This window comes from Jeotgalibacillus campisalis (genome assembly GCF_000829515.1).
Taxonomy (GTDB): domain Bacteria; phylum Bacillota; class Bacilli; order Bacillales; family Jeotgalibacillaceae; genus Jeotgalibacillus; species Jeotgalibacillus campisalis.
Map to the genome: position 1 here is coordinate 367,772 of NZ_JXRR01000001.1, position 26,461 is coordinate 394,232.

Annotated in this window: 22 protein-coding genes; 6 read left to right on the forward strand and 16 right to left on the reverse strand. The window is 42.0% G+C overall.

Translation table 11 applies throughout. The annotated features are described in order from the left end of the window. Window positions 1–30 precede the first annotated feature (30 nt). Complete coding sequence (locus tag KR50_RS01660) at window positions 31–477, reverse strand: RNA-binding domain-containing protein (RefSeq protein ID WP_041054008.1); 447 nt, start codon at window positions 475–477, stop codon at window positions 31–33. 223 nt (window positions 478–700) lie between these two features. On the opposite strand from KR50_RS01660, the gene KR50_RS01665 reads away from it, so the two are divergent. Further along, entirely contained in the window at window positions 701–1,495 is a 795-nt protein-coding gene (locus KR50_RS01665; RefSeq protein ID WP_041054009.1) for a TIGR00266 family protein, read from the forward strand. Between the two features lie 67 nt (window positions 1,496–1,562). On the opposite strand, the gene KR50_RS17900 is transcribed toward KR50_RS01665, so the two are convergent. From KR50_RS17900 to KR50_RS01680, 3 genes are all read right to left on the reverse strand, one after another. Then, a complete protein-coding gene (locus KR50_RS17900; RefSeq protein ID WP_052476665.1) occupies window positions 1,563–2,354 on the reverse strand; it encodes a Cof-type HAD-IIB family hydrolase in 792 nt (263 codons plus the stop codon). Window positions 2,355–2,856: 502 nt separating this feature from the next. Next, window positions 2,857–4,497, reverse strand: coding sequence for an AMP-binding protein (locus KR50_RS01675; protein WP_041054011.1), 1,641 nt, complete (start codon window positions 4,495–4,497; stop codon window positions 2,857–2,859). Window positions 4,498–4,688: 191 nt separating this feature from the next. Then, window positions 4,689–7,235, reverse strand: coding sequence for a DUF2339 domain-containing protein (locus tag KR50_RS01680; protein WP_052476669.1), 2,547 nt, complete (start codon window positions 7,233–7,235; stop codon window positions 4,689–4,691). 172 nt (window positions 7,236–7,407) lie between these two features. Between KR50_RS01680 and KR50_RS01685 the strand changes: the two genes are divergently transcribed. Then, on the forward strand, window positions 7,408–7,983 hold the full coding sequence (locus tag KR50_RS01685; RefSeq protein ID WP_041054013.1) for a hypothetical protein: 576 nt from the start codon (window positions 7,408–7,410) through the stop codon (window positions 7,981–7,983). Between the two features lie 67 nt (window positions 7,984–8,050). Here the strand turns inward: KR50_RS01685 and KR50_RS01690 are convergent, their stop codons facing one another. Then, on the reverse strand, window positions 8,051–8,668 hold the full coding sequence (locus KR50_RS01690; RefSeq protein ID WP_041054014.1) for a hypothetical protein: 618 nt from the start codon (window positions 8,666–8,668) through the stop codon (window positions 8,051–8,053). A 120-nt stretch (window positions 8,669–8,788) separates the two neighbouring features. Here KR50_RS01690 and KR50_RS01695 point away from each other — a divergent pair, with 120 nt between their 5' ends. After that, the gene (locus tag KR50_RS01695) at window positions 8,789–9,712 is read left to right on the forward strand and encodes an endonuclease I family protein (RefSeq protein ID WP_041054015.1); all 924 of its coding nucleotides are present in this window, start codon (window positions 8,789–8,791) and stop codon (window positions 9,710–9,712) included. 104 nt (window positions 9,713–9,816) lie between these two features. Continuing rightward, entirely contained in the window at window positions 9,817–10,536 is a 720-nt protein-coding gene (locus KR50_RS01700; RefSeq protein ID WP_041054016.1) for a 3-ketoacyl-ACP reductase, read from the forward strand. Between the two features lie 242 nt (window positions 10,537–10,778). Here KR50_RS01700 and KR50_RS01705 read toward each other — a convergent pair whose 3' ends face one another. The 10 genes from KR50_RS01705 to KR50_RS01750 all read right to left on the reverse strand — a co-directional run bounded on the left by KR50_RS01705 (window position 10,779) and on the right by KR50_RS01750 (window position 19,818). Continuing rightward, window positions 10,779–11,762 (reverse strand): quinone oxidoreductase family protein, encoded by a 984-nt coding sequence (locus tag KR50_RS01705; protein WP_041054017.1) that lies wholly within the window; start codon window positions 11,760–11,762, stop codon window positions 10,779–10,781. A gap of 24 nt (window positions 11,763–11,786) precedes the next feature. Then, window positions 11,787–13,556 (reverse strand): acyl-CoA dehydrogenase family protein, encoded by a 1,770-nt coding sequence (locus KR50_RS01710; RefSeq protein ID WP_041054019.1) that lies wholly within the window; start codon window positions 13,554–13,556, stop codon window positions 11,787–11,789. Further along, a complete protein-coding gene (locus KR50_RS01715; protein ID WP_041054021.1) occupies window positions 13,556–14,308 on the reverse strand; it encodes a 2-phosphosulfolactate phosphatase in 753 nt (250 codons plus the stop codon). The genes KR50_RS01710 and KR50_RS01715 overlap by 1 nt, the downstream gene beginning before the upstream one ends. Then, complete coding sequence (locus KR50_RS01720) at window positions 14,305–15,369, reverse strand: phosphotransferase family protein (RefSeq protein WP_041054023.1); 1,065 nt, start codon at window positions 15,367–15,369, stop codon at window positions 14,305–14,307. The genes KR50_RS01715 and KR50_RS01720 overlap by 4 nt, the downstream gene beginning before the upstream one ends. Beyond that, entirely contained in the window at window positions 15,366–15,776 is a 411-nt protein-coding gene (locus KR50_RS01725) for an acyl-CoA thioesterase (protein WP_041054025.1), read from the reverse strand. Before KR50_RS01725 ends, KR50_RS01720 begins: the two co-directional genes overlap by 4 nt. 13 nt (window positions 15,777–15,789) lie before the next feature. After that, the gene (locus KR50_RS01730) at window positions 15,790–16,674 is read right to left on the reverse strand and encodes a 3-hydroxyacyl-CoA dehydrogenase family protein (protein ID WP_041054027.1); all 885 of its coding nucleotides are present in this window, start codon (window positions 16,672–16,674) and stop codon (window positions 15,790–15,792) included. Window positions 16,675–16,736: 62 nt separating this feature from the next. Next, window positions 16,737–17,300, reverse strand: a complete 564-nt coding sequence (locus tag KR50_RS01735) for a TetR/AcrR family transcriptional regulator (RefSeq protein ID WP_041054030.1) — start codon at window positions 17,298–17,300, stop codon at window positions 16,737–16,739. A 103-nt stretch (window positions 17,301–17,403) separates the two neighbouring features. Continuing rightward, window positions 17,404–18,177 carry an SDR family oxidoreductase gene (locus KR50_RS01740; protein WP_041054470.1) on the reverse strand — a complete coding sequence of 258 codons (774 nt, stop codon included), beginning with the start codon at window positions 18,175–18,177 and terminating at the stop codon, window positions 17,404–17,406. Between the two features lie 24 nt (window positions 18,178–18,201). Next, window positions 18,202–19,410, reverse strand: a complete 1,209-nt coding sequence (locus KR50_RS01745) for an acyl-CoA dehydrogenase (protein WP_041054033.1) — start codon at window positions 19,408–19,410, stop codon at window positions 18,202–18,204. 168 nt (window positions 19,411–19,578) lie between these two features. Continuing rightward, complete coding sequence (locus KR50_RS01750) at window positions 19,579–19,818, reverse strand: hypothetical protein (RefSeq protein WP_041054036.1); 240 nt, start codon at window positions 19,816–19,818, stop codon at window positions 19,579–19,581. A gap of 333 nt (window positions 19,819–20,151) precedes the next feature. On the opposite strand from KR50_RS01750, the gene KR50_RS01755 reads away from it, so the two are divergent. Further along, a complete protein-coding gene (locus tag KR50_RS01755; protein ID WP_041054038.1) occupies window positions 20,152–20,919 on the forward strand; it encodes an SDR family NAD(P)-dependent oxidoreductase in 768 nt (255 codons plus the stop codon). Between the two features lie 26 nt (window positions 20,920–20,945). Beyond that, the gene (locus KR50_RS01760) at window positions 20,946–22,421 is read left to right on the forward strand and encodes a methyl-accepting chemotaxis protein (RefSeq protein WP_041054040.1); all 1,476 of its coding nucleotides are present in this window, start codon (window positions 20,946–20,948) and stop codon (window positions 22,419–22,421) included. Window positions 22,422–22,462: 41 nt separating this feature from the next. Here KR50_RS01760 and KR50_RS17905 read toward each other — a convergent pair whose 3' ends face one another. Next, window positions 22,463–26,161, reverse strand: a complete 3,699-nt coding sequence (locus KR50_RS17905) for a chitobiase/beta-hexosaminidase C-terminal domain-containing protein (RefSeq protein WP_052476671.1) — start codon at window positions 26,159–26,161, stop codon at window positions 22,463–22,465. Window positions 26,162–26,461: the final 300 nt, after the last annotated feature.

Below are 26,461 nucleotides of genomic sequence, written 5' to 3' on the forward strand. Positions count from 1 at the left end.
ACCGCTCCTTAAACTTAATTTGTTTAACGCTTATCCCTCATCCGGTAGAGGGAGACATTCTTTTCCGCTTCTTTGAACGGCCTTTCCATCTGCTGTTGAATGGATATACTCACTCGGCTGCACTGTCATAATTAAAAGCATTCCAGTCCCGTACCTGACCCGTACTTCTTCGAATTGCGGAAGGATGGGCGGAACGGTTTCGGCGTATACCGTTTTTTTCAGCATTTCCAGGTCTAAATTTTTCGGAACACCGAGAATAGTTTTATCATAGCCTTTGACTTTATCCGCCACACCAAAGACAACGCAGCCTCCCCCGCCATTGGTTAAACAAACCGAATAATGAATCATTTTATTCAAATTATCTTCAAGCGCTCTGGTGCTCCATTGTTTAAAATCAAGATCCTGCCCTTCAAAATCATCTGCAACATGCGTATCCAGCTGCTTAATTAACTTCATGATCTCCGGGATCGTTTTCATCCTTCGCCCTCCTGAAAGAGATGAGATTTGCTCCCATTTTAGTTGTTCCTTTATTTTAGTGCCGCAAGCAGGAAATAAAGACGTGTTTTTAGAAAATTATCTAAATTTTTATTTTAATGTTAATTATGAACCCGCTCACTTGAAATCAGGTAGGATTTTTGAAGCTGTGTGTTGAATCAATGAAGTGTAGATCGTTGCACCTTAATTTAAAGGAGGAAGACGGATGAATAACCATGAAATTGATTACAAACTTTTTGGGGACGATATGCAGTTTGTTCAAGTGGAGCTTGACCCTCAGGAAACGGTTATCGCAGAAGCCGGCAGTCTGATGATGATGGATAACGGAATTAAGATGGAAACGATTTTCGGGGACGGATCTTCATCTCAAGGTGGATTAATCGGGAAACTGATTGGTGCAGGAAAGCGTGTTATAACAGGCGAGAGCTTGTTTATGACAACCTTTACGAATGAGGGTTCGGGGAAAAAGCATGTTTCTTTTGCTTCCCCGTATCCAGGAAAAATTGTGCCTATGGACTTAAGTGAATTAAACGGCAAGCTGATATGTCAAAAAGATGCTTTTCTTGCTTCTGCAAAAGGTGTGTCACTCGGGATCGAATTTCAACGCAAGTTAGGAACCGGCTTTTTTGGCGGCGAAGGCTTTATTATGCAAAAACTTGAGGGTGACGGAATGGCCTTTGTCCATGCAGGAGGAACGATATATAAAAAAGAATTAGCACATGGCGAGGTCGTGCGTGTAGATACAGGCTGTCTGGTTGCGATGACTGGAGAGGTTGACTACAATATTGAATTTGTCGGCGGTGTTAAAACAGCGATGTTTGGCGGCGAGGGTGTGTTTTTAGCTACTCTTAAAGGACCGGGTACCGTTTGGATTCAATCGCTTCCATTCAGCCGGTTAGCCAGCCGTGTGTTTGCAGCAATGCCCCATAACGGCGGATCTAAAGGGGAAGGCAGTGTTACGGGAGGATTGTTTGATATTCTTGGAGGCGACCGCCGGTAAAAAGCCGAATGGGGAAGATAGCTCTTCCCCATTCGGCTTTATAGTATTTATGTAAATTGTTTTTCTATTACACTTTTGAAAGCCTTGAAGGACATCGGGCAGCAAGCCACCTCGCCACACCATGGTCATCGTGGTGCCCCGCAATTTCATTTGCAATGGAAAAAAGACTTTTGGATGAATTCGTCATCGCTACACCAATTTCAGCTTTTTCAAGCATAGATAAATCGTTATCCCAATTTCCAATGGCAATCGTATTCGCTAGTGGGATGTCAAAGGTGGCAGCGAGTTTTTCAAGCGCATTGCCTTTTGATTGATTTAAAGGCATTAAGTCCATCGTTCTTTTACTCGATTCAATGCATTCCACCCCATATAAGCCTTTGCACCAGTGATTTATTTCCTTTCTTCTCTCATCATTCTCCAGCAGCAGAGTGATTTTAAAAACCTCTTTCTCAGGGGGAGGATGTCCATTAATCACAGGAACATAGCGGTGGTCATAAGGAAAAAACACTTGCTCATTTGTGACATATAAAGCATCATCTACAGACCAAACGACTGGAACGTTCAACTCTCTTACTTCCTTGACCAGTGCCTGTTTAACATCTTTATTAAAGGAAGCTGCATGAATCTGCCTGCCAGCAGCGTTCATTACCCACGATCCGTTAAAACAGGCCAGCCCGTCAATATCCCCGCACATTTGCTTGATTGGGAAAGCAGTACGCGGATGTCTGCCCGTAACAAGTGCTACCTTATTTCCTTCCGCTCTGAAATTCTGTAATACAGAACGTGTGTAGGGCGTTACCTGTTCGGATGAAGTGAGTAGTGTACCGTCTAAATCAATACATGCCAGCCATGAACTCAAATTAAAGTCCCCCTTGTTATCGTATGTTTCACATTGACTTGAGAGATAAGCTGCAGAACGATTCTCTTTCAATAAAAGTCTACTAAATGATTGTTAAGAATAGTTAAACAATTTGTTTTTTTTCTTTTTGATTTTTGTAAAGTTTGTTTACAAATAAGGCTGCACCTAACAGGAACTCAATAAATAAACCGGTTCATTTCCGTTTCAGGCGGATGCTTTCCGCGTGGCGGGAGTCAACGCCTTACACTGCAATGAACCTATTCTTATTGACTTTGTTGTCAAGGAAAGTAAAGGACTTATCCAGAAATAATAAACTCTTTTTAAAAATGTTGTTCTATAAAAGGAATGGAACAAATGTTCAACTATGACCATGTGGCTGTGAGCTTTCATAATTAATTTGGTTTTTAATGCAACCTGTTCATTTCCGCTTCAGGGGGAGGCTCTCAGAGAGGCGGGAGGGATTATCATTAAAATGAGTTATGTTTGAATCCCAATCCGTTGATTACTTTGCCTCTACTTCTGCCTTCTTGATTGACATTTCCCTCAAAATATATTTTTGAATTTTACCGGAGGCTGTCATTGGATAGGATGAAACAAATTCAATATATTTAGGGATTTTATGGTGAGAAATTTTTCCTCTGCAGGCGTTTCTGAGCTCTTCTGGCGTCAGTACTTCTGCGTCTTTTAAGATCACCCAGGCCATCAGCTCTTCTCCGTATTTTGCATCGGGCACCCCTACCACCTGGACATCCTGTATTGCCGGATGCTGATATAAAAATTCTTCCACCTCTCTTGGGTATATATTTTCTCCTCCCCTGATAATCATATCTTTTATTCTCCCCGTAATTTCAATGTAGCCTTCGGAATCTAACACAGCGATGTCCCCTGTGTGAAGCCAGCCATCCGAATCGATTGCCTCTCTTGTTGCTTCTTCGTTTTTATAATACCCCTTCATAATCAAATAGCCTCTGGCACAGAGCTCTCCCGGGGTTCCGGACAGTACTTCTTCCTGCGTTACAGGATTGATAATTTTTACTTCCACATGCGGGTGGGGCTTACCGACTGTTGACACCCGTTTTTCAATGGCATCATTCCACTTCGTTTGGGTAATTACCGGTGAGGCTTCTGTTTGCCCGTAGCAAATGGTAATTTCACCTGCTCCCATGTCATGAATAACTTTTTTCATGACTTCAATCGGACATGGAGAGCCTGCCATGATGCCCGTTCGTAAAGTGGATGTATCATAAATGGCATAATCAGGGTGATTTAACTCTGAAATAAACATCGTGGGAACACCATGCAAAGCTGTACATTTCTCATCTTGAACAGCCTGCAGCACTTTTTTGGGTTCGAACTGCTCAATGATGACCATCGTCGATCCGTGTGTAACAGCCGCCATATTTCCAAGTACACAGCCAAAGCAGTGGAAAAAAGGAACTGGAATACAAAGTCTGTCCTTAGACGTTAAGTTCATAAAATCCCCTATGATTTGCCCGTTATTCACAATATTATCGTGGCTCAGCATAACCCCTTTAGGGAAACCTGTCGTACCGGATGTATATTGGATATTAATCACATCATCAGGATGAAGCGCTTTCATTTTGTCTTTTAATTGATCATTTGTAGTCGTTTGAGCAAATGCTTCAAACTCCTGCCACGTGTAAATGCCCGGATACTCCTTATCACTCATTACAATAATGCGCTTCAAACGAGGAAGGCCCTCGCAATCAAGCGCACCTTTAGTTCCGGTGAATAGTTCCGGGCAAAGCGACTGAATGATTTCTATGTAAGAAGTGCCTTTAAATTCTTCACCTAAAATAAGTGTAGAAGCGTCTGATTGTTCGAGCAGGTATTTCAGTTCTGCTTCCTGATAGTTTGTATTTACGGTTACAAGCACAGCACCCATTTTCCCAGTTGCAAATTGACTCAGGAGCCATTCTCTCTTATTATCTGACCAGATTGCGACATGCTCCCCTTTTTTGATTCCAAGCCCTATAAACGCTTTAGCCAGTTCATCCGTTTCCTGGTCAAATTCCCTGTAGGTTTTACGAATTCCTTTTTCCGGATAGACATAGGCTTCGGTTTCCGGAAACTCTTTTGCTGTCTGGTGAAGCATTTCTCCAACGGTTCGGTGCATTAACATCCTAACCAGCTCCCTTTGCTCTTTGACCTTATATTATCATAAAATTCAGTTTAATAGAGAAATAGCCTAATTTTATCCACTGGAATCTCTTTTTACACTTACAAAAAAATCGTCCTTCCTGTAAATGAATGTCGTGACATCCTTTTACATAAAGCACGATTTGCCTGGCGTTTAGTTGATTCGTCACTCGTTCAATGGTCCTCTTGGCTTTCTACTTTTGCTGGCTCCTTATGCAGTGAAGACACTTTTTGATAAATATAGGAAATACCCAAAAGTGCCAAGCCAAAACAGAAATAGGCCAGTATTTTGCTCGTTTCCGCTAAAAATAACAGATCAAACAAAAATAGTTTGGCGGTTGCAGCGAGCGTCACGGCGAGACCGATCCTTCGTATGACGACATAATTATTTTTAAATCCATATAAAATATAGCCAATCGCTACTACTAAATAAACCGAGCTGAAAACGAAACCGACATCCCCCACCTGAAACTGAACCGTTAAAAAGGCAGCAATCATGGCTAATAAATAGATGGAAAGGATCGCTGGATAGCGTTCTGCATTTTTGAAGCGAGAACGAATAGCTGATAACAGCAAATCTCTTCCAATCCAATAAATGATTCCGTTGAAGCCGATTAGAATCATTAACGCAAGCCAGTTTGAAAATTCATTATCCGCAAATGCCGGTTCAAGCGTTGGAATTGTAAACGTAATGACGATCCCAATGAAGCTCCCAATCCCATAAAGGATTAAACTAAAAATACGAATGACACGATCTACAACAAGTGGTATTTTCTCCAATACACCAGCCAGTCCCATAGATAGAAGAGCGGTCATTAAAAGCAGATAAAACCAATACTCATCAAAATCATCCGCTACCCACTCTGTATAACGATAAATGCTTTCATACAGAACATAAATCCAGACATTTAAAACAGTAAAGTATTTGAACCCTTTAATGAATCGGTCAAAGCCTTTAAATAAATAGGTACGGTCCTTTTTGGATTGATCCACTAAATAATAACCCGTGACAAGTACGAGACCTGCAATGATTAAAAAATAGTTTAAGTGAAAATATTCTGAGACCGGCCAGAGATAGGTAAGATTTTGAAGAACCTCGAGGGAAAACGTCAATAGCGTGAGACCGAATATGCCCCAGCCCGCGCGCTCGAGCAGCGTGACTTTATGACGATTTGCATAAAGAATGAGGACAACACCTTCCACAAGCCATCCAATCGAAAGCCATTGTGCACCAAATTGGAAAGGAATCACTAGTACAGCAAACGTAATGGACGTGCCGTAAAACAGAATTTTAGGCAGTCGTTCTTTGGGAATAATCTTCTCCACAAATTTACCGAGCCCATAATACAGAGCACAAAAAGCTACGGCAAGCAGCCCCCTAAAATCATCCCACCCAAGCACATTAAATAAGAAGTACATAATCATACAGCTGACAAACGTATTCGAAACCAAAAGAGAGATATCCATCCATCGAAGCGAGGTCTTATGCTTAAACGGATAAGCAATGGTCAGCCCAAGATAGAGGAGGAAAATTAAAATGGAATACAGCATGCTGATTCCTGTACTTGGTGAAAGAATAAGAAGCACGAGCAGCGAAGGGATGTTCAGCCCAAAGCTGATGTAGTGAACAATGCTCCACTGCCTCTGAAAAGAGATCCAGAGAATCGAAAGGTTTAAGATCAGTATATACGCCATGGCGGCATAAACCGCATTCCCTTCCAGTCCAAATGCAAATAGGTACGAATAAAACGGTATATATCCACCGACAAGCCCAAAAGAGATAATGGTCTTTGAATGATAACGCAGCGCTAGATAAACGGCCGCCGCTGTTACCCCAATAGAAAGCAGCAGAGCCGATGTCAGATTTAAAAGGTTCAGCAGAAAATACGAGAAGAAAATAGAGCCATATAAAACAGATATCCCGCCTCCAATTACACCGAGCGCAAAGGTTTTACGGTTTTTGCTGTGCAGCCATTCACCTGCCCCGAGCATCAATAGACCAAGTACGAAAAACATCCCTCCTTTTACATAGTCATTAAACCAATTTGTATAAGAATGCCTGAACGCTGCAGCTACCCCCAGAATTATGAGGAGAATCCCCAGTTTATTGATCCAGTTCAAGCCAATTTTCATCTCAATCTGGTTTTGCTTTACCCGTTTTTGAATGATCTCCTCCGTAACGTGTTCCTCTTCAAGCGTTTGATACTGACCCGTCATACCTGAACGGGCTTTCTTCTCCTGCTGGATAAGAAGAGCTTGTTCCTTTTGGATGATTTCATTAATTTCCCGGGCCACATCATCCAATTTGGCCGCGATGGTCTGCTTCTCCTGTTGAATAGACCTCGCTGATCTTTCTTTTAAACGGATGATCTCACGCTTGGTCTTTACTTCGAGGTCTAGCAGCCGGTTCTTTTCCGGATTGATTTCATTCCCGAAATACGTATGTATTTTTTGTTTCGATATTTTTAAAATATTACGTTTTTCATCCAGCATTTGCTCCTGCAGGGCTGTTCTCAGTTTACGGTTTTCTTGCTCGGTCTGCTCCAGCTTCTCACTTGTCTCCCGAAGTTTCTGACGGAACTCATGATCGCTTTTTCTGAGTTGTTTATTCTCCTGAATAAGATCTGTCGCTTCATATTCCTTTACCGCTTCATCAAACTCCTTTAAAAGCTTTGCCTGCTCTGCTCTCAACCTGACTAACTGATCCTTGATCTCCTCCATCTGTTCATCTCCTTCAGAAGGTACAATTTTCCTCTTCCTGATGCCTATTGTACTATAAAATATTGAGTCCCTAGCTTCTCTTTACAAAATTTTCTTTTTGACTGATACTACTTATGACCTTTCCTTTTCATAAATGAAACGTGTGAATTTAAACTGAAATGGAGGGATTAAATTGAAGCATCTGGAAAAGCCGTCATCCTTTTTTTATAAAACAGTCAATGGAGTCGTTTTACTTGTAAGTGTGGCTGTATTTGCCCTTTTTATTGCTGTGGTTCTCCCTGCAGAATCTGAAAAATCTCAGCAGGCAACCGGGAGCAGCCGGTCTCCGGACACAGCGTTACTCTATTCTGCAGAGGAATTGTATTCAATCGCAGATGAATATGGGGATGAAGGCCGCTCAGCCTATGTTCGTTCCCGCTTTTCATTTGATATTATCTGGCCGCTTGTGTACGCGTTCTTTTTAACATCTGCTAGTACATTTTTTATGAGTTCAGTTTCCTCAGTCCGTTTAAAAACGCTTAACCTGCTGCCTGCTGCCGGTATGCTTTTTGATTTCTTGGAGAACATCGCGGCATCTATTGTGATGATCCGTTATCCTTCTCTAACCCCGGGCATTGCACAGCTCACCCCAGTCTTTACTTTATTTAAATGGCTATGCATCTATGCCAGCTTCGGTCTTTTAGCAATCAGTTTTGGCTATTGGGTGTTTCAACTTTTAAAAAGCTTTCTTAAAAGAGATGCCAGATAACGGTGCTGCTGCGGGAGGGGGTGAAAGTTACATAAAAAAAGAAAGCTGCTAAGGCGCAACTTTCTTTTTAATCACTGGTAAGCTCGAGCCGAAAAATTAAAAACCGTTCGTGCTCATCTTTTTCATAGTACCCTGGTATTTTAATATCCGCATACAAATCAAAAGCCGTTTTATCATGTAGAAAATGAACGTATTCCGTTGTTGGATAGTACAAAATTAAGTCAACGGTACGTGGATTTTTTTCAGCGGATTTACTAATGTTATTGACTACCTTTATAAAAATCTGAGTGGAAAAAGGGTTAAAGAAGTAAAATTTATTTTGGTCTTTTTCAACTCTGTATTCTTCTGCAAGACATCTCTCAAAATGAACACTTCCAACCGTGTTTTTCTTTTTTTTCATGTAGTTTGTCTGGTTTTCCATCGCTTCTTGATAAAGAGATGCATTCACTTCCACACCTGTAGCAGACAATTGAAATTGATGATGAAGAAAAAAGGGAACCCTTCCTTTCCCGCTGCCATAGTCTACAAGCCCGTCTTTTCGATGAAAGGGATACTCAGCACCCAGGGCTTCGAGCGCTGCATAAGGTGTTGCCTCGTATCGATTTTGGTGAATCGAGCTGCTAAGAACCTGCAGTCCGCTGGTCGGCTTGATGCTGAGCATCTGGTCATATTCCTGTTCAGTCATACTAGCTACTACTCCTTAAAAATCTGATTACTTCTCAGTATAACGCCCTTTTTGTCCTGCGTCAGTTAGTTTGAATTCACTATGACTTCAATAAAATCATACTTTCAGGAGGAATGCAGCATGTCTATCTCACCCGAACGTTTTAACGCTCTAACGGCTATTGAAGTTCAGCTTCAAAACATCGATCAGGCAATCGCGAGACATCAGGAAGGAAAAGCAGCGATCCTTCAAAAAGAGTCTGCCTATTATGATGAAGCAAAAGACATGAAGGAGATAAGCGACTATTATGCGGAGATTGATTTTACCATTCCAGACAATGTGCAGCTTCTAACCCAGGAACTGATTTCCCGCACCCACACAGCCCAGCTGCGCTATGACCCAACCGATTATGTGTATCCATGGGTGGATCTTCAGCCGGACGGAAAGTTAAAAAGCATTTATTCAGGTAAAAAGAAAGACGTTGAGGACGTTCTTCAAGAGGATTATCAAGCGGCTTTAAAACGAAAAAGTGAAATTGAGCAGTTAAAGGAAGAAAACGGTCTGCTGAACCAGCAGCTATCCCACATTGCAAACCAGCTGAAATTCAATTGTGAGCACGTTGTTCCTCAATCCTGGTTTAATGAAAAAGAACCTATGAGGGGAGATCTCCACCATCTTTTCACCTGTGAACCAGTATGCAATTCAATCAGAAGTAACTTTCATTACCACGACTTTAGAGATTACTCGCCTGAAGAAGCAGGGATTTCTAAAGTAACCACAGGCTGCGGAAAAGCAGAAAATCAATTATTTGAACCAGAATACGCAAAAGGAATTGTTTCCCGTGCAATGCTCTATTTCTTTCTTCGATATAAGGAGGGTGCTGTTCGAGCCCCCGGTGAAGGAATAAACAGAGAATTACTCCTCAAATGGCACAATGAATTTCCTGTCACCATATATGAAAAACACAGAAATCAAGCAATTTATGAAATGCAAGGAAATCGGAATCCTTACATTGATTTTCCCCATCTTGCTGAGACTTTTTCGAATTCTTCCCGCTCCGAATAAGAGTGGGGGATTCACATGAACTGCATCTCTCAAATGTTTTCTATCTTGTAATTAAGTGAATAACAAAGGAATAGAAGGCTATTTTTAGAAAGGATGACTCATTCATGCAAAGTTTAAAAGGAAAAAAAGCGCTCATTACAGGCGGAAGCAGAGGAATTGGTGGAGCTACTGCACTTGCACTGGCAAAAGAAGGTGTGGAACTGGGGCTCATTGCACGTTCTGAGGAAAGCTTCGACTCTATTCGCAGGGAATTAGATGAAATGGGAGCCGTCTATGCTACGGCAGCAGCGGATGTTTCACGTGAAACAATGGTAAAAGATGCAGTTGCGAAGCTTGAGCAGGCTCTTGGTTCATTTGATATCCTCATTAACAATGCAGGGGTAGGAGTGCACGGATCTTTTATGGAGCTTGAAACAAGTGATTGGGAAAATGTATTAAACACAAACGTTATGGGGATTGTGCATGTAACAAAAGCAGCACTTCCAGGTATGATTGAGAAAAATCGTGGAGATATCATCAATATTTCATCCATGTCCGGTCTAAAAGGAACGGAAGGATCAAGTGCTTACAGTGCCTCAAAATTCGCTGTCATCGGAATGAGTGAATCCCTTATGCAGGAAGTAAGACGCAATAATATTCGTGTCAGCGTTCTGACTCCAAGCCTCGTGGAAACAGATCTTACCCGCGGGAAGGATTCAGGCGAGCGCAACCCTGATAAATTTATGCAGGCAGAGGACCTTGCAGAATACATCACAAGTCTGCTGATGCTTGAACAAAGAACGTTTATTAAAACCTCTGCGTTATGGGGAACAAATCCTTTTTAAAATTATATTACATGCTTAAGGAGCTTGGGACAAATGTGTCTCAAGCTCTTTGACCGGTTCACTTCTCTTCAGGCGGACGCTTTCCGCAGGGACGGACGCTTGAGCCCTCCTCAGGCTTTGCCTTCCGGGGTCTCAGCTTGCCGTCATATCCTGCTGGAGTCGCCACCTTCCGCTCCGATCACCTCATACGTATGATATATACTGCCTCATTCTTGTCCTACCCTTTCATTTAATAGCATAATTTAAATATTTGAAGGTTTTAAAATCAATTTCCCTTTTGTTTTTCTCGACTGCATGAGCTCATGTACAGCAGCTGCTTCTTCAAGTGAATATACATCGCCAACTGTAAGCTTCAATTGTCCCTTTGCCACCCAATTCATCAGCTCTTTCATGCTTGGCTGCAGCAATTCGGGCTTTCTCATAATCTGCGGAAGAAAAAACCCGATGACTGATTGATTTCGTGCCATTAAAGAAGAAGGATTAAACTTGCTTTGCTCTCCGCTCGCTACCCCGTATATAACAAGCCTGCCAAAGGTTCCCAGACACTTTAATGTCTTATAAAAAACATCGCCGCCAGCCATTTCCAGTGCAAGATGCACACCTTTTCCATCTGTGGCATCAAGCACTTCCTGTTCCCAGCCATCTTTCGTGTAGTTAATTAAAACGTCAGCACCCATTTCTTTAGCGAGCTCAAGCTTTTCTTCTGAACTTGCTGTAGCGATGACCTTTCCTGCTCCAAATAATTTCGCCAGCTGAACAGCCAGGGTTCCAACTCCGCCAGCAGCTGCGTGAACTAAAACAGTTTCTCCCTGCTCAATACGTCCCATGGTTTTCAGGATGTGATAAGCACTCAAGCCCTGCAGAGGCAAGGCGGCAGCTAACGTAAAGTCCAAATCATCAGGAAGAGGAATGATCGAGCGCTCATCTGCTACGGCATACTCTGCATACCCTCCTGATTCAATTAACGTGACGACTCTTGCTCCTTTTTTAATGCCGCTAACCTTACTACCCGTTTCAACGACCACTCCTGCCACTTCAGCACCTGGAATAAAGGGTAAAGCCGTCGGAACCACATATTGTCCTTCTCTTCTGGCAGTATCCGCATAATTAACGCCTGCTGCATGAACTTCGATTAACACTTCATTGTCTTTCGGGAGGGGTGTTTCGAGTTCTGTTTCCTGCAGCACTTCCGGTCCGCCATATTCTTTTAGTTGAATTGCTTTCATTTTATCTACTCCTCTTTTTTAGCATTAGCATACATACTGTTCTTTATCATACAGTCGATCAGCTATCGTGCGAGAGGTTTGAACAGAGGTACAGTCAGTCAGGTAGCTGCTGCATTCCCGGATCGTTAATCCTATAAGGTTCTCTCGCTTTTCTCCTTCAGTCAGCTCCGTGATGAGCTTTCTTGAAATTCGTTCCCCTTCCCAGACGGCTTTTTCTAAAGCTATTTTCGTTAAATCAATTTTAGCTGCTTCTTTTTCCTCTCCATTTTTCACTATCGCTTTATCTGTCCGATAGACGATTGATTCTGCTGCATAAACATGAATGGCCAGATCAGCCAAAGCCATTAAGGCTTCCTGCTGGTGAACGAGGGATGGACCCCATTTTTCAACTATTAGACCTGCATTTAGCAAAAATAAGCTGCGAAGCGTCCGAACCGCTTCCTTTTCTTTATTGATTACTCCCTGTTCTACTGCAGGAGGCTGATTTAAATTATGATAAGCCCGCTCTGCTTCCTTCGCCAGATCCATTTCCCCCTTCATTGCTTTGCGGAAAAAGTGAGTGGAGATCAGAAGCCGGTTAATTTCATTGGTGCCTTCAAAAATACGATTGATTCTCGAATCACGATAGAGTTGCTCAATCCCGTATTCTTTTATATAACCTGCACCGCCATGCAGCTGCAGGGCTTCATCTGCCATCCAGTCCAGCGTTTCCGAGCCGTACACTTTGCAAATTGCACACTCCACTGCGTATTCACCCATCTGCCTGCCGATTTGTTTAAAATCTGTGGAATCATATAGAGCACCTAACGCTTCTTCCAATAGCCCTGCGGTTCTGTACTGCACAGATTCTGCAGCATAAAGTTGAGCTGCGAGAGAAGAAACTTTTTGTTTTGTCGCAGGAAACTGAGCAATTTCCTGCTTGAATTGCTTTCGCTCTTTAACAAATTTGAGCGTTTTCTGCAGACCGAACTTTGAAGCTCCCACGCAAGCTGAACCTAAATTAAAACGGCCCAGATTCAAAACATTCAGCGCAATGATATGTCCCTTCCCCACTTCTCCGAGAAGATTTTCTTTTGGTATCATGCAATCTTCGAATACCACAGACCTTGTAGAAGAACCCTTAATGCCCATTTTTCTTTCCTCTGGCCCAAGAGACAAACCGGGATGATTTTTTTCTGCAATAAAAGCAGTAAACTCGCTCCCATCCACTTTTGCATAAACAATAAATGTATCTGAAAAAACAGCATTCGTAATATAAATTTTGGTACCATTGAGAATGTAATGTGACCCCTCCTCATTCAGGACAGCGGTCGTTTGAGCTGACAGCGCGTCAGACCCTGCCCCAGGCTCCGTTAAACAATAAGCTCCGATCCATTCCCCGGATGCAAGCTTAGGAAGATACTTTTTCTTCTGCTCCTCTGTGCCAAAATACGTAATAGGCAGCGTGGCAATACAAGTATGATTCGAGTGAGCTACACCGTAACCGCTTGTCGGTCCGACCATTTCACCAACGATGCCTTTACTAATTTTATCGAGTCCCAGACCTCCGTACTGTTCAGGAATACTATGGGCAAGCAGTCCAGCCTCTCCCGCCTTTTTCATTAACTCAGGGATCAAGTCAAATTCCTGATTTTCTATTTTGTCATTTAAAGGAGTAACTTCTTTTTGTACAAACTGCCTGGCAGAAGCGCCAATCATTTTATGCTCATCCGTAAAATCCTCTGGTGTAAAAAAGAGGTCGCCATCTAAGGCTGAATACAAAAAATGCGACCCTTTGTTTAATAAATTAACCATCAAAGATCCTCCCTTTCATTGCTTACTTTTATCTGACTTTCCCTGAAGATCGGAACGAGCGGTGTACTGTTTTTTCTCGAAGCATATTCCAGCTCCTCTAAAACATCATAACGGGCAAACAGTCTTCCCACTTTTGAGATCGAGAGAATCATATGTGCTTCTTCCGAATGTCCACGGTAAAGCTGCCTGACTGCCTGAGACGAATCCGTCAGTTCAATGTCATCCGCCGTTGTTTCTTCTGTCAGACAATCAATAAAATGCCCGGCTCCATATAAGTCTTCTAAACTGACTTCCCCTGAGTTTCCTGCACATACAATAAGAATCGTTTGAGTGTTTCCATTGTGTAAGACTGCTTGAGCGACCGCTTTATTATTGAGTAAGCAAGCGATGTATACCCGCTTTGCCCCCGCTGCATTTCGTAAAGCGACCGTACCGTTTGTGGTTGATAGAATGAGCGTTTTGCCGTTTACTTTAGTACGGAGGTGACTGGGACTGGGGTAGACAAAGCCTTCAATTGGCTCTGCATGCATTTCCCCCGCCAGAACCACATCCTCTTTCTGAAAAGCAGCAGCCAGCTTTTTCCCTTCTTCACCGTTCAGAACTGGCAAAACGGCCTTTGCTCCATCCATCAGGGCCGTGGTAATGGTTGTTGTAGCCAGCAGGACATCAATGACGACCGCTGTTTTATTTCCTTCTTGCAGCTGTTCTTTTATCAGTTCTTCTTTCGTAAACAGAACATGCACTTTTATCATTTTTGTACCGAAACCGTTGAGGCATGTGTGATCAGCGTTTTTACAAACTGATCAAAGTGTGCGAAGCGGGGATCGCGGGTCTGCCCTTTTTTATAGCGGAAATAAATTTGCTGACAAATGACCGCAAGTTTAAAGTAGGCAAAGGTTAAATAGTAGTGCATTTCTCCAACATCGCGTCCGCTTCTTTCCGCATATTGTTTAATGAATTCAGCTCTTGTCATAAACCCTTCCTGAATCGTTACAGATGGCTTGCCCAGTCCATTTTTTAATGGTTCCGGGTCATCGGGCTGTGTCCAGTAGCTCATTGCAGCACCGAGATCTGCAAGAGGATCTCCAACCGACGCCATTTCCCAATCAAACAGTCCCACCATACGCTCAAGCTTCGGGTCAAACATCGCATTATTTAATTTATAGTCATAATGAATGATGACAGATGGCTGACTTTTCGGCAGGTGTTGGATGAGCCACTCTTTTAACTGATCTGCTTCTTTTACTTCTTCTGTCTGCGAACGATCATATCGATTGATCCAGCTATGAACCTGTCTTTCCATAAAGCCTTCCGGAGAACTGATTTCCCCCAGCTTCGTTTTTTTGAAGTCGATAGCATGCAAATCCACAAGAGTATCAATCATTAAGTTTGATAGTTTTTGCCGATGCTCAGGTGTGACGTCCAGTCCTTTAGGAAAGGAGTGATCAATCACGATTCCGTGCTTTCTCTCCATTAAAAGGAATGGACTCCCGACAATGGATTCATCATGAGAAAATAGGAATGGCTCAGGAGCCTGTGAAAACAGCGGATGAATTTGGGTCAAGAATTGAAACTCCCTTTTCATATCATGAGCTTTTGGTGCAAGCGGACCGTGCGGCGGCCTTCTTAAAACCGCTTCCCATTCCCCCATTTTCAATTCATAGGTTAAATTGGAATGCCCAGCCCAAAATTGTTCGATTTCCAGCGTGGCTTGCGGAAGCTCACCCAGGTTCTCTCGTAAAAACTTTTCCAATAAATCGGTATTTAACTGTTCACCTTTTTTCACAGGAATTGTATCCTTTGTCTGTGTCATACGATGCCTCCTCCTGCGATATGGTCCTTCAGTTTATTTCTCAGCCCTTCCGGAATAGCAGCACTTGTTTGGTTTTCAAAATCGAAATAAACAATGACTGCATTTCCCCTTGCAATCTGATCACCCGTTTGAGCACACAGGATCTGATGCTCAAGTTCAAAGCTTTTTGTTCCAATTCGGGAAATGGCAGTAGTGACAGTCAGAACCTGATTAAAATAACCTTGATTCGTAAAATCACATTTTGTTGAAGCCAAAATGAAATTCCAGTGATTCACATCCATGGGATAGCCCAAAGAGGAAAAAAACTGAATTCTTGCTTCTTCTAAATAGATAAAGTAACTTGTGTTGTTCACATGTCCAAGCGCATCAGTTTCACAAAAGCGGACCGTTATTTCCCTCCGTTCCATTCTCCCGCCCCCTTTAATTCCTGCCCTTGTCAGAAGAGTAGGTGTACCATCCCTTGCCTGTTTTTCTGCCGAGTTCTCCATTTTCCACTTTCTCAAGAACACAGGGAAACGGTTTATCTTCCGGATCACCCGTCTCCTGGTACCGCTGCTCCATCACAAAAGCAGCCACATCAAGACCGGATAAGTCCATGAGCTCGAAAGGACCGATCGGATGATTCAGCGCTTTTCGGCAAATCAGATCAATATCCTTAAAATCCGCAATGCCTTCTTCATACAAAAAAACCGCTTCTTTTTGCAGCGCACCTAAAATCCGGTTCGCCACAAAACCTGAGATTTCTTTTTTAAGTAAAATGGCCGTGCGATTCATCCTGCTGCAAACCTCCATTGCTAAATGAGCTGTTTCTTCAGAGGTATCCTCACTCATGACAACTTCCACGCAATCCATGACAAGCGGGGGAAAGAAAAAGTGCATATTAATCACTTTGTCTTTTCGCTTCGTTGCCCCTGCAAGTAAGCTGTTGACGATGGTAGAACTGTTCGTTGCAAAGACTGTGTGAGAAGGGGCGAATTGCTCCAGCTTTTGGAATACCTCTTTTTTGACTTCAAGCTTCTCTGTTACCGCTTCAATTACGAGATCTGCCTGACGGACCGCTTCTTCAAACTGCACAGTAAAAGACAGGTTTTTAAGCGCTTTCATTTTTTCGCTCTCAGTAATTTTTCCTTTCCCTACCCATCTGTTCATGATGGAAGAAAGAGATGCTTCTGCCCCATGAAGCGCTTCTTCGTTTACATCCTGAATGATTGTCGTATAGCCTGCCAGTGCCGATAGCATCCCAATTTGATGGCCCATACTCCCTGATCCAATGACGGTTATCTGCGTTATATCCCGTTGACTCATATTTAATTTCCTCCTTGTACTAACCGGTTAGTATGTTTAGGTTAATAGAAGATCGAACTCTTCTATTTATTGATTCCTTTTAAAATCATTTCCGTAAAAATATGTGCGATTTCTTCTTCCGACAACTCACCGTCCGGGCTGAACCACTGGTAGCTCCAATTGGCCATTCCCAGCACGCCAAAAGTCGCAATGGATACATTCAGGTCCTCCTGGAATTCTTCTTTTTCGATCCCTTCCCGGAGCAGCTGTTCAATTCTCAGCCTGAAGGCATCGCGTTTGGGAATGATCTGCGACAGTCGTTCTTCATTCAGGTTCCGCATTTCTCTAAAGAAAATTTTGGCGCTGGCTCCTTGGGTTTTAATATTACGGAGAAGCATATAGATCATCTCGTACAGTTTTGTCTTGCAGTCAGATCCTGTGCTGCTCATAATTCTTTCTTGCTGATCAAGCAGGTCTTCTATATAACGAAGCTGAATATCCATCAGCAGCTGTTCCTTACTGGAAAAATAGTAATAAAAGGTTCCTTTCGTTACACCATTTGCTTCCACAATATCCTGAATGGACGTTTCACTAAATCCCTTTTTTTCAAATAAAATAATGCTTTGCTCTGTAATTTTTTCCTTCATGTTTGCTTCACGCCTCTGTTATGAAATAATGCTAGAATTATATCATAAGGTTCTTCTGCTGTTTCGCAACACATACTAGTTTTTATGTTTTCAGGCCTTTACTTTACATAGCATGAGTGCCGCCGTCCACCACTAACACATCCCCTGTGACGTAAGCAGAGGCCTTTGATGCAAGGAATAGCGCCGCACCCTTTAAATCGTCTTCAGTGCCAAAGCGTTTCAGCGGTGTTCCTTCTAAAATAGGATTTTTTCCATTTTCAATGATGTCTTTAGACATTTTAGTCGGGAAGAATCCAGGTGCGATGGCATTCACATTAATATTGTGCTTTCCCCATTTAACCGCAAGATCTTTGGTCATCGTAATCACAGCACCCTTACTCGTATTGTAACCAATCGTGTCCATGACTCTTGGGTCTGTTCCCCCGAGTCCGGCAACTGAGGAGATGTTTATGATTTTCCCTTCCTTTTGCTCTATCATTGTTCTTCCTACTGCCTGACTCATTAAAAAGGTGCCCGTGACATTAACGTTCATCACCTTTTGCCAGGCTTCAAGCGGCATATCTTCTGCAGGCGCTCCCCATGTGGCGCCGCTGTTATTCACAAGTATATCGATTCGTCCAAAATGTTGAACGGTCTGTTTAACAACTCTCGCAACATCATCAGGATTTGAAATGTCACACTGCATCGCCAGCGTTTTTACTCCCAGCTTCTCGAGGCTGTCTGCCACCTCCTGACACGCTTCGAGCTTTCTGGAACAAACCGCAATGTTTGCTCCAGCCTCTGCAAACCCCTCTGCAATCTGTGCGCCGAGCCCTCTCCCGCCGCCTGTAATGAGAGCTGTTTTTCCTGTTAAGTTAAATAGTTCAAAAACATTCATTGTCATCCCTCGCTTCTTCTTTCCTTATTGGTATTTTTTCAGTTCAAGCCTTCCAATTTGAGCCCGGTGAACCTCATCAGGACCATCTGCCAAACGCAGCGTCCGGGCATTTGCCCATTGCGCAGCCAAAGGAAAATCCTCCGAAACCCCAGCTCCCCCCAGCGCCTGAATCGCACGGTCGAGGACCTTCAGCGCCATTGATGGAGCCACTACTTTAATCATCGCGATCTCTGCTTTCGCCACTTTGTTTCCAACCGTGTCCATCATGTAGGCTGCCTTCAATGTCAGCAGTCTGGCCTGTTCAATTTCAATTCTTGAATCGGCAATCCACTCTTTGATTACTCCTTGGCTTGAGAGTGGTTTTCCAAAAGCCGTCCGACTCTGAACGCGCTTACATAACTCCTCCAACGCTCTTTCTGCTGCTCCGATCAACCTCATGCAATGATGAATGCGTCCTGGTCCAAGTCTTCCTTGTGCAATGGTAAATCCTTTTCCTTCTCCTAACAGAATATTTTCTGCCGGTACCCTCACTTGATCGAATGTAATTTCTGCATGCCCATGTGGCGCATGATCGTAACCAAATACCGGCAGCATTCGTTCAATCTTCACCCCTTTGGCATCAAGTGGAACCAGGATCATTGATTGCTGTTCATAACGATCTGCTGAAGCATCTGTTTTCCCCATCACGATAGCAAGTTTGCATCTTGGATCACCAGCTCCGGACGACCACCACTTTCGTCCATTAATGACATATTCATTACCATCTCTTTCAATTCGAGCTTCAATATTCGTCGCGTCAGATGAAGCAACATCTGGCTCAGTCATAGAAAAGCAGGATCGGATGGTTCCTTCAAGAAGTGGATTCAGCCATTCTTTTTTCTGCTTTTCTGTTCCATAGCGCACCAGCACTTCCATATTGCCGGTATCCGGTGCATTGCAGTTAAAGATCTCTGGCGCAATCAGCGAGCGTCCCATTCTTTCACATAAGGGAGCGTACTCCACATTAGTCAACCCTGCGCCATATTCACTTTCCGGCAAAAATAAATTCCATAAACCTTCTGCTTTTGCTCTTTGTTTCAGCTTCTCCATCACAGGCGGAACATGACTAAAGCGAGACTCGCCTTCCTTTAACTGCTGCTCATATAGCGTTTCATTCGGATAAACATGGTCTTCCATAAAAGCATTCAGCTTGCTCTCAAGTTCAATCACTTTTGGTGAATATGAGAAATTCATAAACCTTCACTCCTTTACTAACTAACCGGTCGGTATGTATAGTGTAAGTATATCTATTTTTTATAAATACTCAACTGTTTTCTGAAAAATCTAAAATAAAAAAATCGCTCTTCATTAAATGAGAAACGATTTTTTAACTAAGCACGTTAAATTAATTTAGGAATGAAATCAACCTGCTCCGTTTTCTTCAATCAGTTTTTCGAACGAACGATTGCGGTGAAGCTTTTCATCTTCAGATGCCAAATCATACTTTTTTAACAAATGAAAAATTTGATTCAGCCTTTCTTGATCAAGATTTGATTGCAGCAAAATTTCTACACCAGTAAATATTTCCTTTGGTAAATACTCGTGTTGGCTAACCAGTTTTTGTCTTACTTCATCATGAGAATGATCAATCGTGCATGACATCCTGACACCCTTTCTGTCTGTTTAAAATAATTCCTTAAAAATAACCGGTATGTACTCTCTCTATTGTCGCACTCTTGCCTTAAGTGAGAAAGTCTTTTAATTATACGTTTATAATGTTCTAAACTAATTTTTGTTTCTCAAAGAATACCTATTTACTTCTTTTTAATGAAAAACTATATCCAGTAAATGTTATTAATTTAAAACCGATATAAAAACACTAAATAAATGACAAAAATAAATTTATCTATTAAAAGGATATAACTGTTAAACCTGCAGTTCATTATGCCGATATAGCAAATGAATGCAGGATAAATGAATTAGGGGGTTTTCATTATGAAATTAGTTAACAAGGTCGCCGTCATTACAGGCGGTGCAGATGGTATTGGAAAAGCAGCAGCCATAAAAATGGTTGAGCAAGGGGCAAAGGTAGTTGTGGCGGATGTCAATGAAACAATTGGACAGGAAACCGTAAACGAATTGATCGCCAGTGGTGGCGAAGCTTCTTTTAAGAAAACAGACGTGACTGAATATAAGCAGGTTGAAGAGCTGGTTGAGCATGCCGTTCAGACATTTGGCACGCTCGATATCATGTTCAATAATGCCGGAATTGGCATTAACAAACCTTTCTTGCATCACACACCAGAGGATTATCATGCGGTTGTCAATGTAAATCAGCATGGTGTGTATTACGGAATGCTTGCTGCTGCGAAGAAAATGAAAGAGCTTGGTGTAGAAGGCGTTATAATAAACAATGCTTCTGTATTCGGCTTTGTTGCTACCCTTGGAATTACGGGTTATCAGGCTGCAAAAGGCGCTGTTGTCATGCTTACAAAGCACGGTGCGTTGGAATTAGCTCCACATAACATCCGTGTTGTTGGTGTGGGTCCTGCAGCTGTGAACACTAATATTGTGAAAGGGTACGAAAAAGCAGGTCTACTTGATTATATGAAACGTCAGCAGCTGACTCGTGATTTAATCGAACCTTATGAAATTGCTACTGTTGTCGCTTTCCTTGCATCAGATGAAGCCAGAGTATTAAACGGTTCAGTTGTAATGGCAGACGATGGTTTTGCAAGCTTTAAATCAGATATCCGACCATAATATAAAATAGATTGAAGGAGAATCACATGCATAAAATTCAACAAATGATGGAGGAAGATTACAAAAAGAAAAATCTTCTGATGTTCAGTGCTTTTTCCATTTCTCTTGTACTAGCTTTATTTAAATCAATCGCTTCAAAAGAAATAAGCACGATTATTTTATTTTCGGCAGAAATCTTCACATTTGTTTTGGTATACGTGATTTTCCAAAAAGTATTGAAGAAGTATATAGTTTTCCCTTACATAAGTGTCGTCTTGGTTAATCTGTTCACTATGACCGGTATATTTGTAGCAGGAGGCGGCTGGGCTGTTATTCTTGTAACGATCTTTCTGGCTATTTTTTCAGTTGTACAATTTAACAAGATCATCTTTGCACTTGGTTATGGTTTAGGGTTTGCAACACTTGTCTTAACGCTGTTGTTCGGTACAAAGGAAACCGAATCAATTGCGGCAAACGTTCCAACGATCTTTTTAACGTATCTGCTTTCAGGGTTAATTCTGATCGTGTTGATTCATTTAAATAGTTCAACCGCTAAGCAAATCAAAAGCTTGATTCTTGCGTCCGAGGCAAATGCAGAAGAACAAATGAAACAAAAAGAAAAGCTTCAGCTCCGAGTTCAGTCCATTCTTCAAGGAGTGACAGATACGAATGAGCGGATTCAAAATAATTTAATCGCTCAAAACGAGATGAAAGCCGGCTTAAATGAAGTTTCAGCAGGCAGCCTTCAGCAAAGTGAACAGATTACGAATATCTCTACAAATGCCAGCTTTTCACGTGAAGTCATGAATAAGCTTCAGGAGCTGATGAATGATTTGTCCGTTGAAGCAAAACAAACAAAACAAGTTACTTCTTCAGGGGAGGAAAAAGTTTCTTTGTTTAACCGCAATGTTCAGGAGATTCACTCTTTCATCTCAGATTTAAATCATACTTTTTATCAGCTCAGTTTAAAAATAGAAGAGACGAATTCTTTTTCTGACACGATTAAACAAATCTCAGAACAAACCAACCTCCTTGCTTTAAATGCATCGATTGAAGCAGCACGAGCTGGAGAAGCCGGGAAAGGGTTCTCTGTAGTGGCGGAAGAAATACGCAAATTAGCAGAAACAACAAACCGGACCGCAGAAAGCATTACAAAAAATTTAATACAGGTCACTAAAGACAACGGGTCGACGTTAAAGAAAATGGAAATCAGCGAGAAAAAAGTAACTGGCATGCTGGATTCTTCCGCTCATATTGTTCAGTACTTTGAACAGCTTACTTCTGCATTCCAAAAAATAATGGACAATCTTGAGGAAACTGAAAAGATTTCGCATAATGTAGTTCTTACAGGTACGGAGGTTGAGCAATCTACTGCTGAATTAGCGGCTATTTTAGAAGAGGCCAGTGCGAGTTTGGAAGAAATGAATGCTGCCGTTGAAAACCTGACAGATGATAACAAAAAAATTGCAGATGCAATGGCCAAAACCACTCAAAGTGCTAATGAAATTCTGCAAGATCAATAAATTATAAAAGCCGTGTGCATGTAAATGCACACGGCTTCTATTTATGCTGCCTTTGGTCTTTTTGGTTTACCCGGTTTTTTAATAAAAGGATTTATTTCATTTCCATATGAATCAAAGTACTGAACATCTGCTTTTTTCGCTCCGCCCTTTACTTCGAGCTTTTGGATCTTTTCTGCTCCTTTTACAATAGAAACATTTTTATGCTTTATTTCTACCTTTTTAATTTTGTCACCTGAAAAATCATATTCTGATCCAGGAAGTCTTGGATGCAGGGTAACATCTATTTCTTTGAATCCCTTACCCGAGAAGGTCACATTGTCGCCTCGGATGATAAGTTGTTTCACTTTGCTTTTTTTATCTGCGACAATTTTCACATTGTCCTCGAAAATCATGACACGCTTGTCTTTATAGTCGCTTAAATTAATAATTTCCTGCTCACCCGGATCTGGATCCGGTTCTGGTTCAACTTCATTCACCAGGCTGATCTGTGCAAGCAGCGGATCATGATCACTTGCACGTCCATGAGCTTCCATAAAGTCTGAATTAATGTGTACAATATCAAACTGAGAACGATCCTTCAGGTTATTCGACACAAGGATGTGGTCGAGTACCTGCGCATTCCCCTCATAATTGTACGTATACCGTTTTTCTTTCTCTACACCTTCAACAAGGTTTGTCAGTTCTTCTCCTTTTAGCGCCTCTAAAGGAGCCGAGAATTCAAAGTCATTCATATCTCCAAGCACGACTACATTAGCATCAGGCGTTTGCTCTTGAATATTTTGAACAAATCCATTTACCATTGTTGCAAGTTCAACACGCTGTGCTTCACTGCCTAAGAACGGAGGCTGATTTTGTCCGAATAGAGGCTGATCTCCACCTTTTGAGTTAAAATGATTAACGATCACAATCACTTCTTCTCCGTTAAAATCAAATTCAGCAACAAGTGACTTTCGGGTATTCACAAATTCTGATGGGCTGATACGTCCTGGATTAAGCGTCAATTCACCATCCACATACTCTACCGCCTCAGTAGCTGAACCTGCTGTTCCTTCTGTCAATTCAACACGCTCAGGATTGTAAAGGAAACCGTTTCGAATGTTACCTCCAGGCTGTCCTCCATCTTGCTTATCCTCTGGTGCAATTTCTGTGTACGCATATTCCGGTCCGCCTTGGCGCACAATTTCGTCAATTAAACGCTGATAACTTTCAGATGCTGATACAGTACCATCATCCGTTGGACCGTTGCTGTCCTGAACCTCCGTCAATCCGATAATGTCTGGTGAATTCAGGTCTGTAATAAACGACTCTGCGATTCTTGTAACTTTTTCATTGCTTGTAGCTGAAGTATTAGCTGAAAAGTTTTCAATATTGTACGCAGCCACTGCCAGTTCCTCATCATTTGGAACGATCGTAGCAGCAGCCGGCTCAAGGCCTCCATCCGTAAATGTCGGCGCAGTCCCGTTTCCAACCAACACCTTGTATTTACCAAATCCGTAACTCATTACGCCTGATGCCGGAGTTGCAAGTTCATCGCCGGTTTTAACAATCAAATTTTCGTTGTCAACATCGAGCGTAACCCGCTCAGGATTAAAATCATCTTCTTTTAAAAGAGCACCACCTGCACGGGAGTAAACTTCATCTCCACGATTTGTAATGACTGCAAGCTCTCCATATTTCTGAGGTCCGCTGACTGTGCCTTCTGCTACCTCTACTAGCATTCCTTCAATACTTTCGTAAAAATCAATGCCATCTTCTTCCGGTTCAAATGCGGTTAAGTTGTCATTATCAATAACTTGAGTTGGAACCTCAACACCATCAGGTCCCCCAATAACAACACGCTCCGGCAATTCGACAGAATCCGCTTCTTTTGTTACTGCGGAAGCATTGACTTGTGTCACAGGAAGATCGTTCTGCGACCGGTCAGAGTATCCTTCTACAAAATATTCCATAACCGTTCCGCTTGCTTTTACATGATTACCGACTTCCATTCCATGACTTGGACGGTAAACTAGAATTCCTTCAGATGTACGCGAATCTTCATCCGGTTCAAGTGATTGCATATAAAAACTGTTTCTGTTTACGACATACGTAACTACACCCTGCACATCTGCTACCGCTAATCCTTCATAAACGGAATAGTGATCAGCACCTTGTATATCATGAATTTTTATTTCATCTTTTTGAACAATATACGAGAATTCAGCTGTTTTACTAGTTGTCATCCCATCTTTAACAGCAATAGCTTTAACAGTAGTATCTTCTGTAATTTCAACTCCGCCTGAATATTGCTCACTTGAAGTTGTAGGTTCAGATCCATCAGTCGTATAGTAAATCTCTGCTCCTTCAGTAGAAGTAGATAATTTAATTTCATCACCTGAAGCGACAAAGCCGCCCGCAGGATCTGCCTGTACAATACTTACCTGATTTGAATCGAAAACCACGTCAGATGCCGTTCTAGGAACAATTTGATAGGTTCCTCTGAATTCGCCTACCACACCTGCTATTGACTCATACGTACTTCCTGTATCAAGTGTAATCGCAGGGTCAACTGGACGAATAACGAGTTCATTTCCATTTTCATCTATTCCATTGTAATTTCCGCTAGCAAAAGACTCGACTGCTACATTAGATGCTTCTACGAGCATTCCTTCTAAAGCTTCTGTCAGCCCTTCTTCTGCAGGAATTTCAACAGCTGCCGGGATTTCTTCCTGACCAGCAATCGTTACATCTTCCTGAGCCGCACTGATTTGTGCCAGTCCATTATAGTCTTCTAATATACCAAGAACATTGATCACATCACCAGGCTCAGGCTGCGCAGCAGAACGCACCACGATTCCTGCTTCTTCATCCTGCATATAAATGTTATTCGCACCGCCCTGTGCAAACACCGCCGTTACAGTGCCTTGTGTAGAAACTGTGCTGCCTGTATCCTGTGTTCTTGCTTCACTGATTGTAGAAGCTTCAACCACACTGTATGTATAAGTTGCTGCCTCACTGTCATCTAAACCATCAGCTGAGGCATAGACCTCAAATTCAGAATCTTCGTTAATCTCAATGGCATCAGTATAAAGCGTTTCTTCTCCGCCATTCAATGTGTAGTAAATTTCAGCATCCGGTGTAGAGGTTGAAAAAGAAACGCTTTCTCCTTTAAGAACCTGACCGCTTTGGATGCTTGCCTGAACGGCTGAAACCTTTGTAGGGTCTTCGTCATTAGATGACCATGTAATATTATCAAGTACAATTTGAGAACTAGATTGCACCTTCTTAAATTCCAATGTGAAAGGACCTTCGACATCTAGATTATCGAATGTAAAAGTGGATGGCCCCTCTCCAGCAAGTACGTTGCCTGTTGTACCAACCAACTCATCATTCACATACACTTCCAGTAAACGGGGATTTGTTGTAGTAAATGCCGCTTTCGTATCCACTGATAAAGAGGAAATCCCGCCTTCGATAGGAGCAGAAGTTATTCCTTTTCCAGCATCACGAAACATAATTCCGTTCCCATCAATGTTAAATGATGAGTCACTGTTGGAAATACGTCCTCCTGTGTATGTCCAGTTAATATCATTAACCCCGTTAAATGATCCATCAACGTAACTTGAACCTGACAAATCAAGGGCATCAAACGTTTCAGTGACGGTTGCAGCTGCTTTTGAAACAGATGCAAAAGGAGTAATAAGACTTAAAATCATTACAAGTATAACCAACCGTGCAACTTGCCTAGAGAAACGATTCATCTTTGCACTCAACCTCCATAATAAGATATTCGAACATCTACTATGTTATAAGAATAGTTCTTCTCTCACCATAGATATTGGAAAAATTTACGAATAATTAATACTAACGTCCTTTTATCTTGACTTAGATTGGTTCTTTTAACACCTAATTTACACTTATCAGAACAATTACTAATTCTTTAGAATTATGGAGGTCTGATGTCAAGCGAGTTGTTGTTAAAAGCTTGTAAATGCTTTTTCGCACTAAAGGGGTCTGACCCCTTTAGTGCGAAAAAGCACATTTAATAAACAAAACGCTTG

What these genes read in the sequence shown, in the direction of transcription:
- KR50_RS01660 (WP_041054008.1), bottom strand. Translation starts at nt 477, where the DNA reads ATGAAAACGATCCCGGAGATCATGAAGTTAATTAAGCAGCTGGATACG.
- KR50_RS01665 (WP_041054009.1), top strand. Translation starts at nt 701, where the DNA reads ATGAATAACCATGAAATTGATTACAAACTTTTTGGGGACGATATGCAG.
- KR50_RS01675 (WP_041054011.1), bottom strand. Translation starts at nt 4,497, where the DNA reads ATGTTAATGCACCGAACCGTTGGAGAAATGCTTCACCAGACAGCAAAA.
- KR50_RS01680 (WP_052476669.1), bottom strand. Translation starts at nt 7,235, where the DNA reads ATGGAGGAGATCAAGGATCAGTTAGTCAGGTTGAGAGCAGAGCAGGCA.
- KR50_RS01690 (WP_041054014.1), bottom strand. Translation starts at nt 8,668, where the DNA reads ATGACTGAACAGGAATATGACCAGATGCTCAGCATCAAGCCGACCAGC.
- KR50_RS01695 (WP_041054015.1), top strand. Translation starts at nt 8,789, where the DNA reads ATGTCTATCTCACCCGAACGTTTTAACGCTCTAACGGCTATTGAAGTT.
- KR50_RS01700 (WP_041054016.1), top strand. Translation starts at nt 9,817, where the DNA reads ATGCAAAGTTTAAAAGGAAAAAAAGCGCTCATTACAGGCGGAAGCAGA.
- KR50_RS01705 (WP_041054017.1), bottom strand. Translation starts at nt 11,762, where the DNA reads ATGAAAGCAATTCAACTAAAAGAATATGGCGGACCGGAAGTGCTGCAG.
- KR50_RS01710 (WP_041054019.1), bottom strand. Translation starts at nt 13,556, where the DNA reads ATGGTTAATTTATTAAACAAAGGGTCGCATTTTTTGTATTCAGCCTTA.
- KR50_RS01715 (WP_041054021.1), bottom strand. Translation starts at nt 14,308, where the DNA reads ATGATAAAAGTGCATGTTCTGTTTACGAAAGAAGAACTGATAAAAGAA.
- KR50_RS01720 (WP_041054023.1), bottom strand. Translation starts at nt 15,369, where the DNA reads ATGACACAGACAAAGGATACAATTCCTGTGAAAAAAGGTGAACAGTTA.
- KR50_RS01725 (WP_041054025.1), bottom strand. Translation starts at nt 15,776, where the DNA reads ATGGAACGGAGGGAAATAACGGTCCGCTTTTGTGAAACTGATGCGCTT.
- KR50_RS01730 (WP_041054027.1), bottom strand. Translation starts at nt 16,674, where the DNA reads ATGAGTCAACGGGATATAACGCAGATAACCGTCATTGGATCAGGGAGT.
- KR50_RS01735 (WP_041054030.1), bottom strand. Translation starts at nt 17,300, where the DNA reads ATGAAGGAAAAAATTACAGAGCAAAGCATTATTTTATTTGAAAAAAAG.
- KR50_RS01740 (WP_041054470.1), bottom strand. Translation starts at nt 18,177, where the DNA reads ATGAATGTTTTTGAACTATTTAACTTAACAGGAAAAACAGCTCTCATT.
- KR50_RS01745 (WP_041054033.1), bottom strand. Translation starts at nt 19,410, where the DNA reads ATGAATTTCTCATATTCACCAAAAGTGATTGAACTTGAGAGCAAGCTG.
- KR50_RS01750 (WP_041054036.1), bottom strand. Translation starts at nt 19,818, where the DNA reads ATGTCATGCACGATTGATCATTCTCATGATGAAGTAAGACAAAAACTG.
- KR50_RS01755 (WP_041054038.1), top strand. Translation starts at nt 20,152, where the DNA reads ATGAAATTAGTTAACAAGGTCGCCGTCATTACAGGCGGTGCAGATGGT.
- KR50_RS01760 (WP_041054040.1), top strand. Translation starts at nt 20,946, where the DNA reads ATGCATAAAATTCAACAAATGATGGAGGAAGATTACAAAAAGAAAAAT.
- KR50_RS17905 (WP_052476671.1), bottom strand. Translation starts at nt 26,161, where the DNA reads ATGAATCGTTTCTCTAGGCAAGTTGCACGGTTGGTTATACTTGTAATG.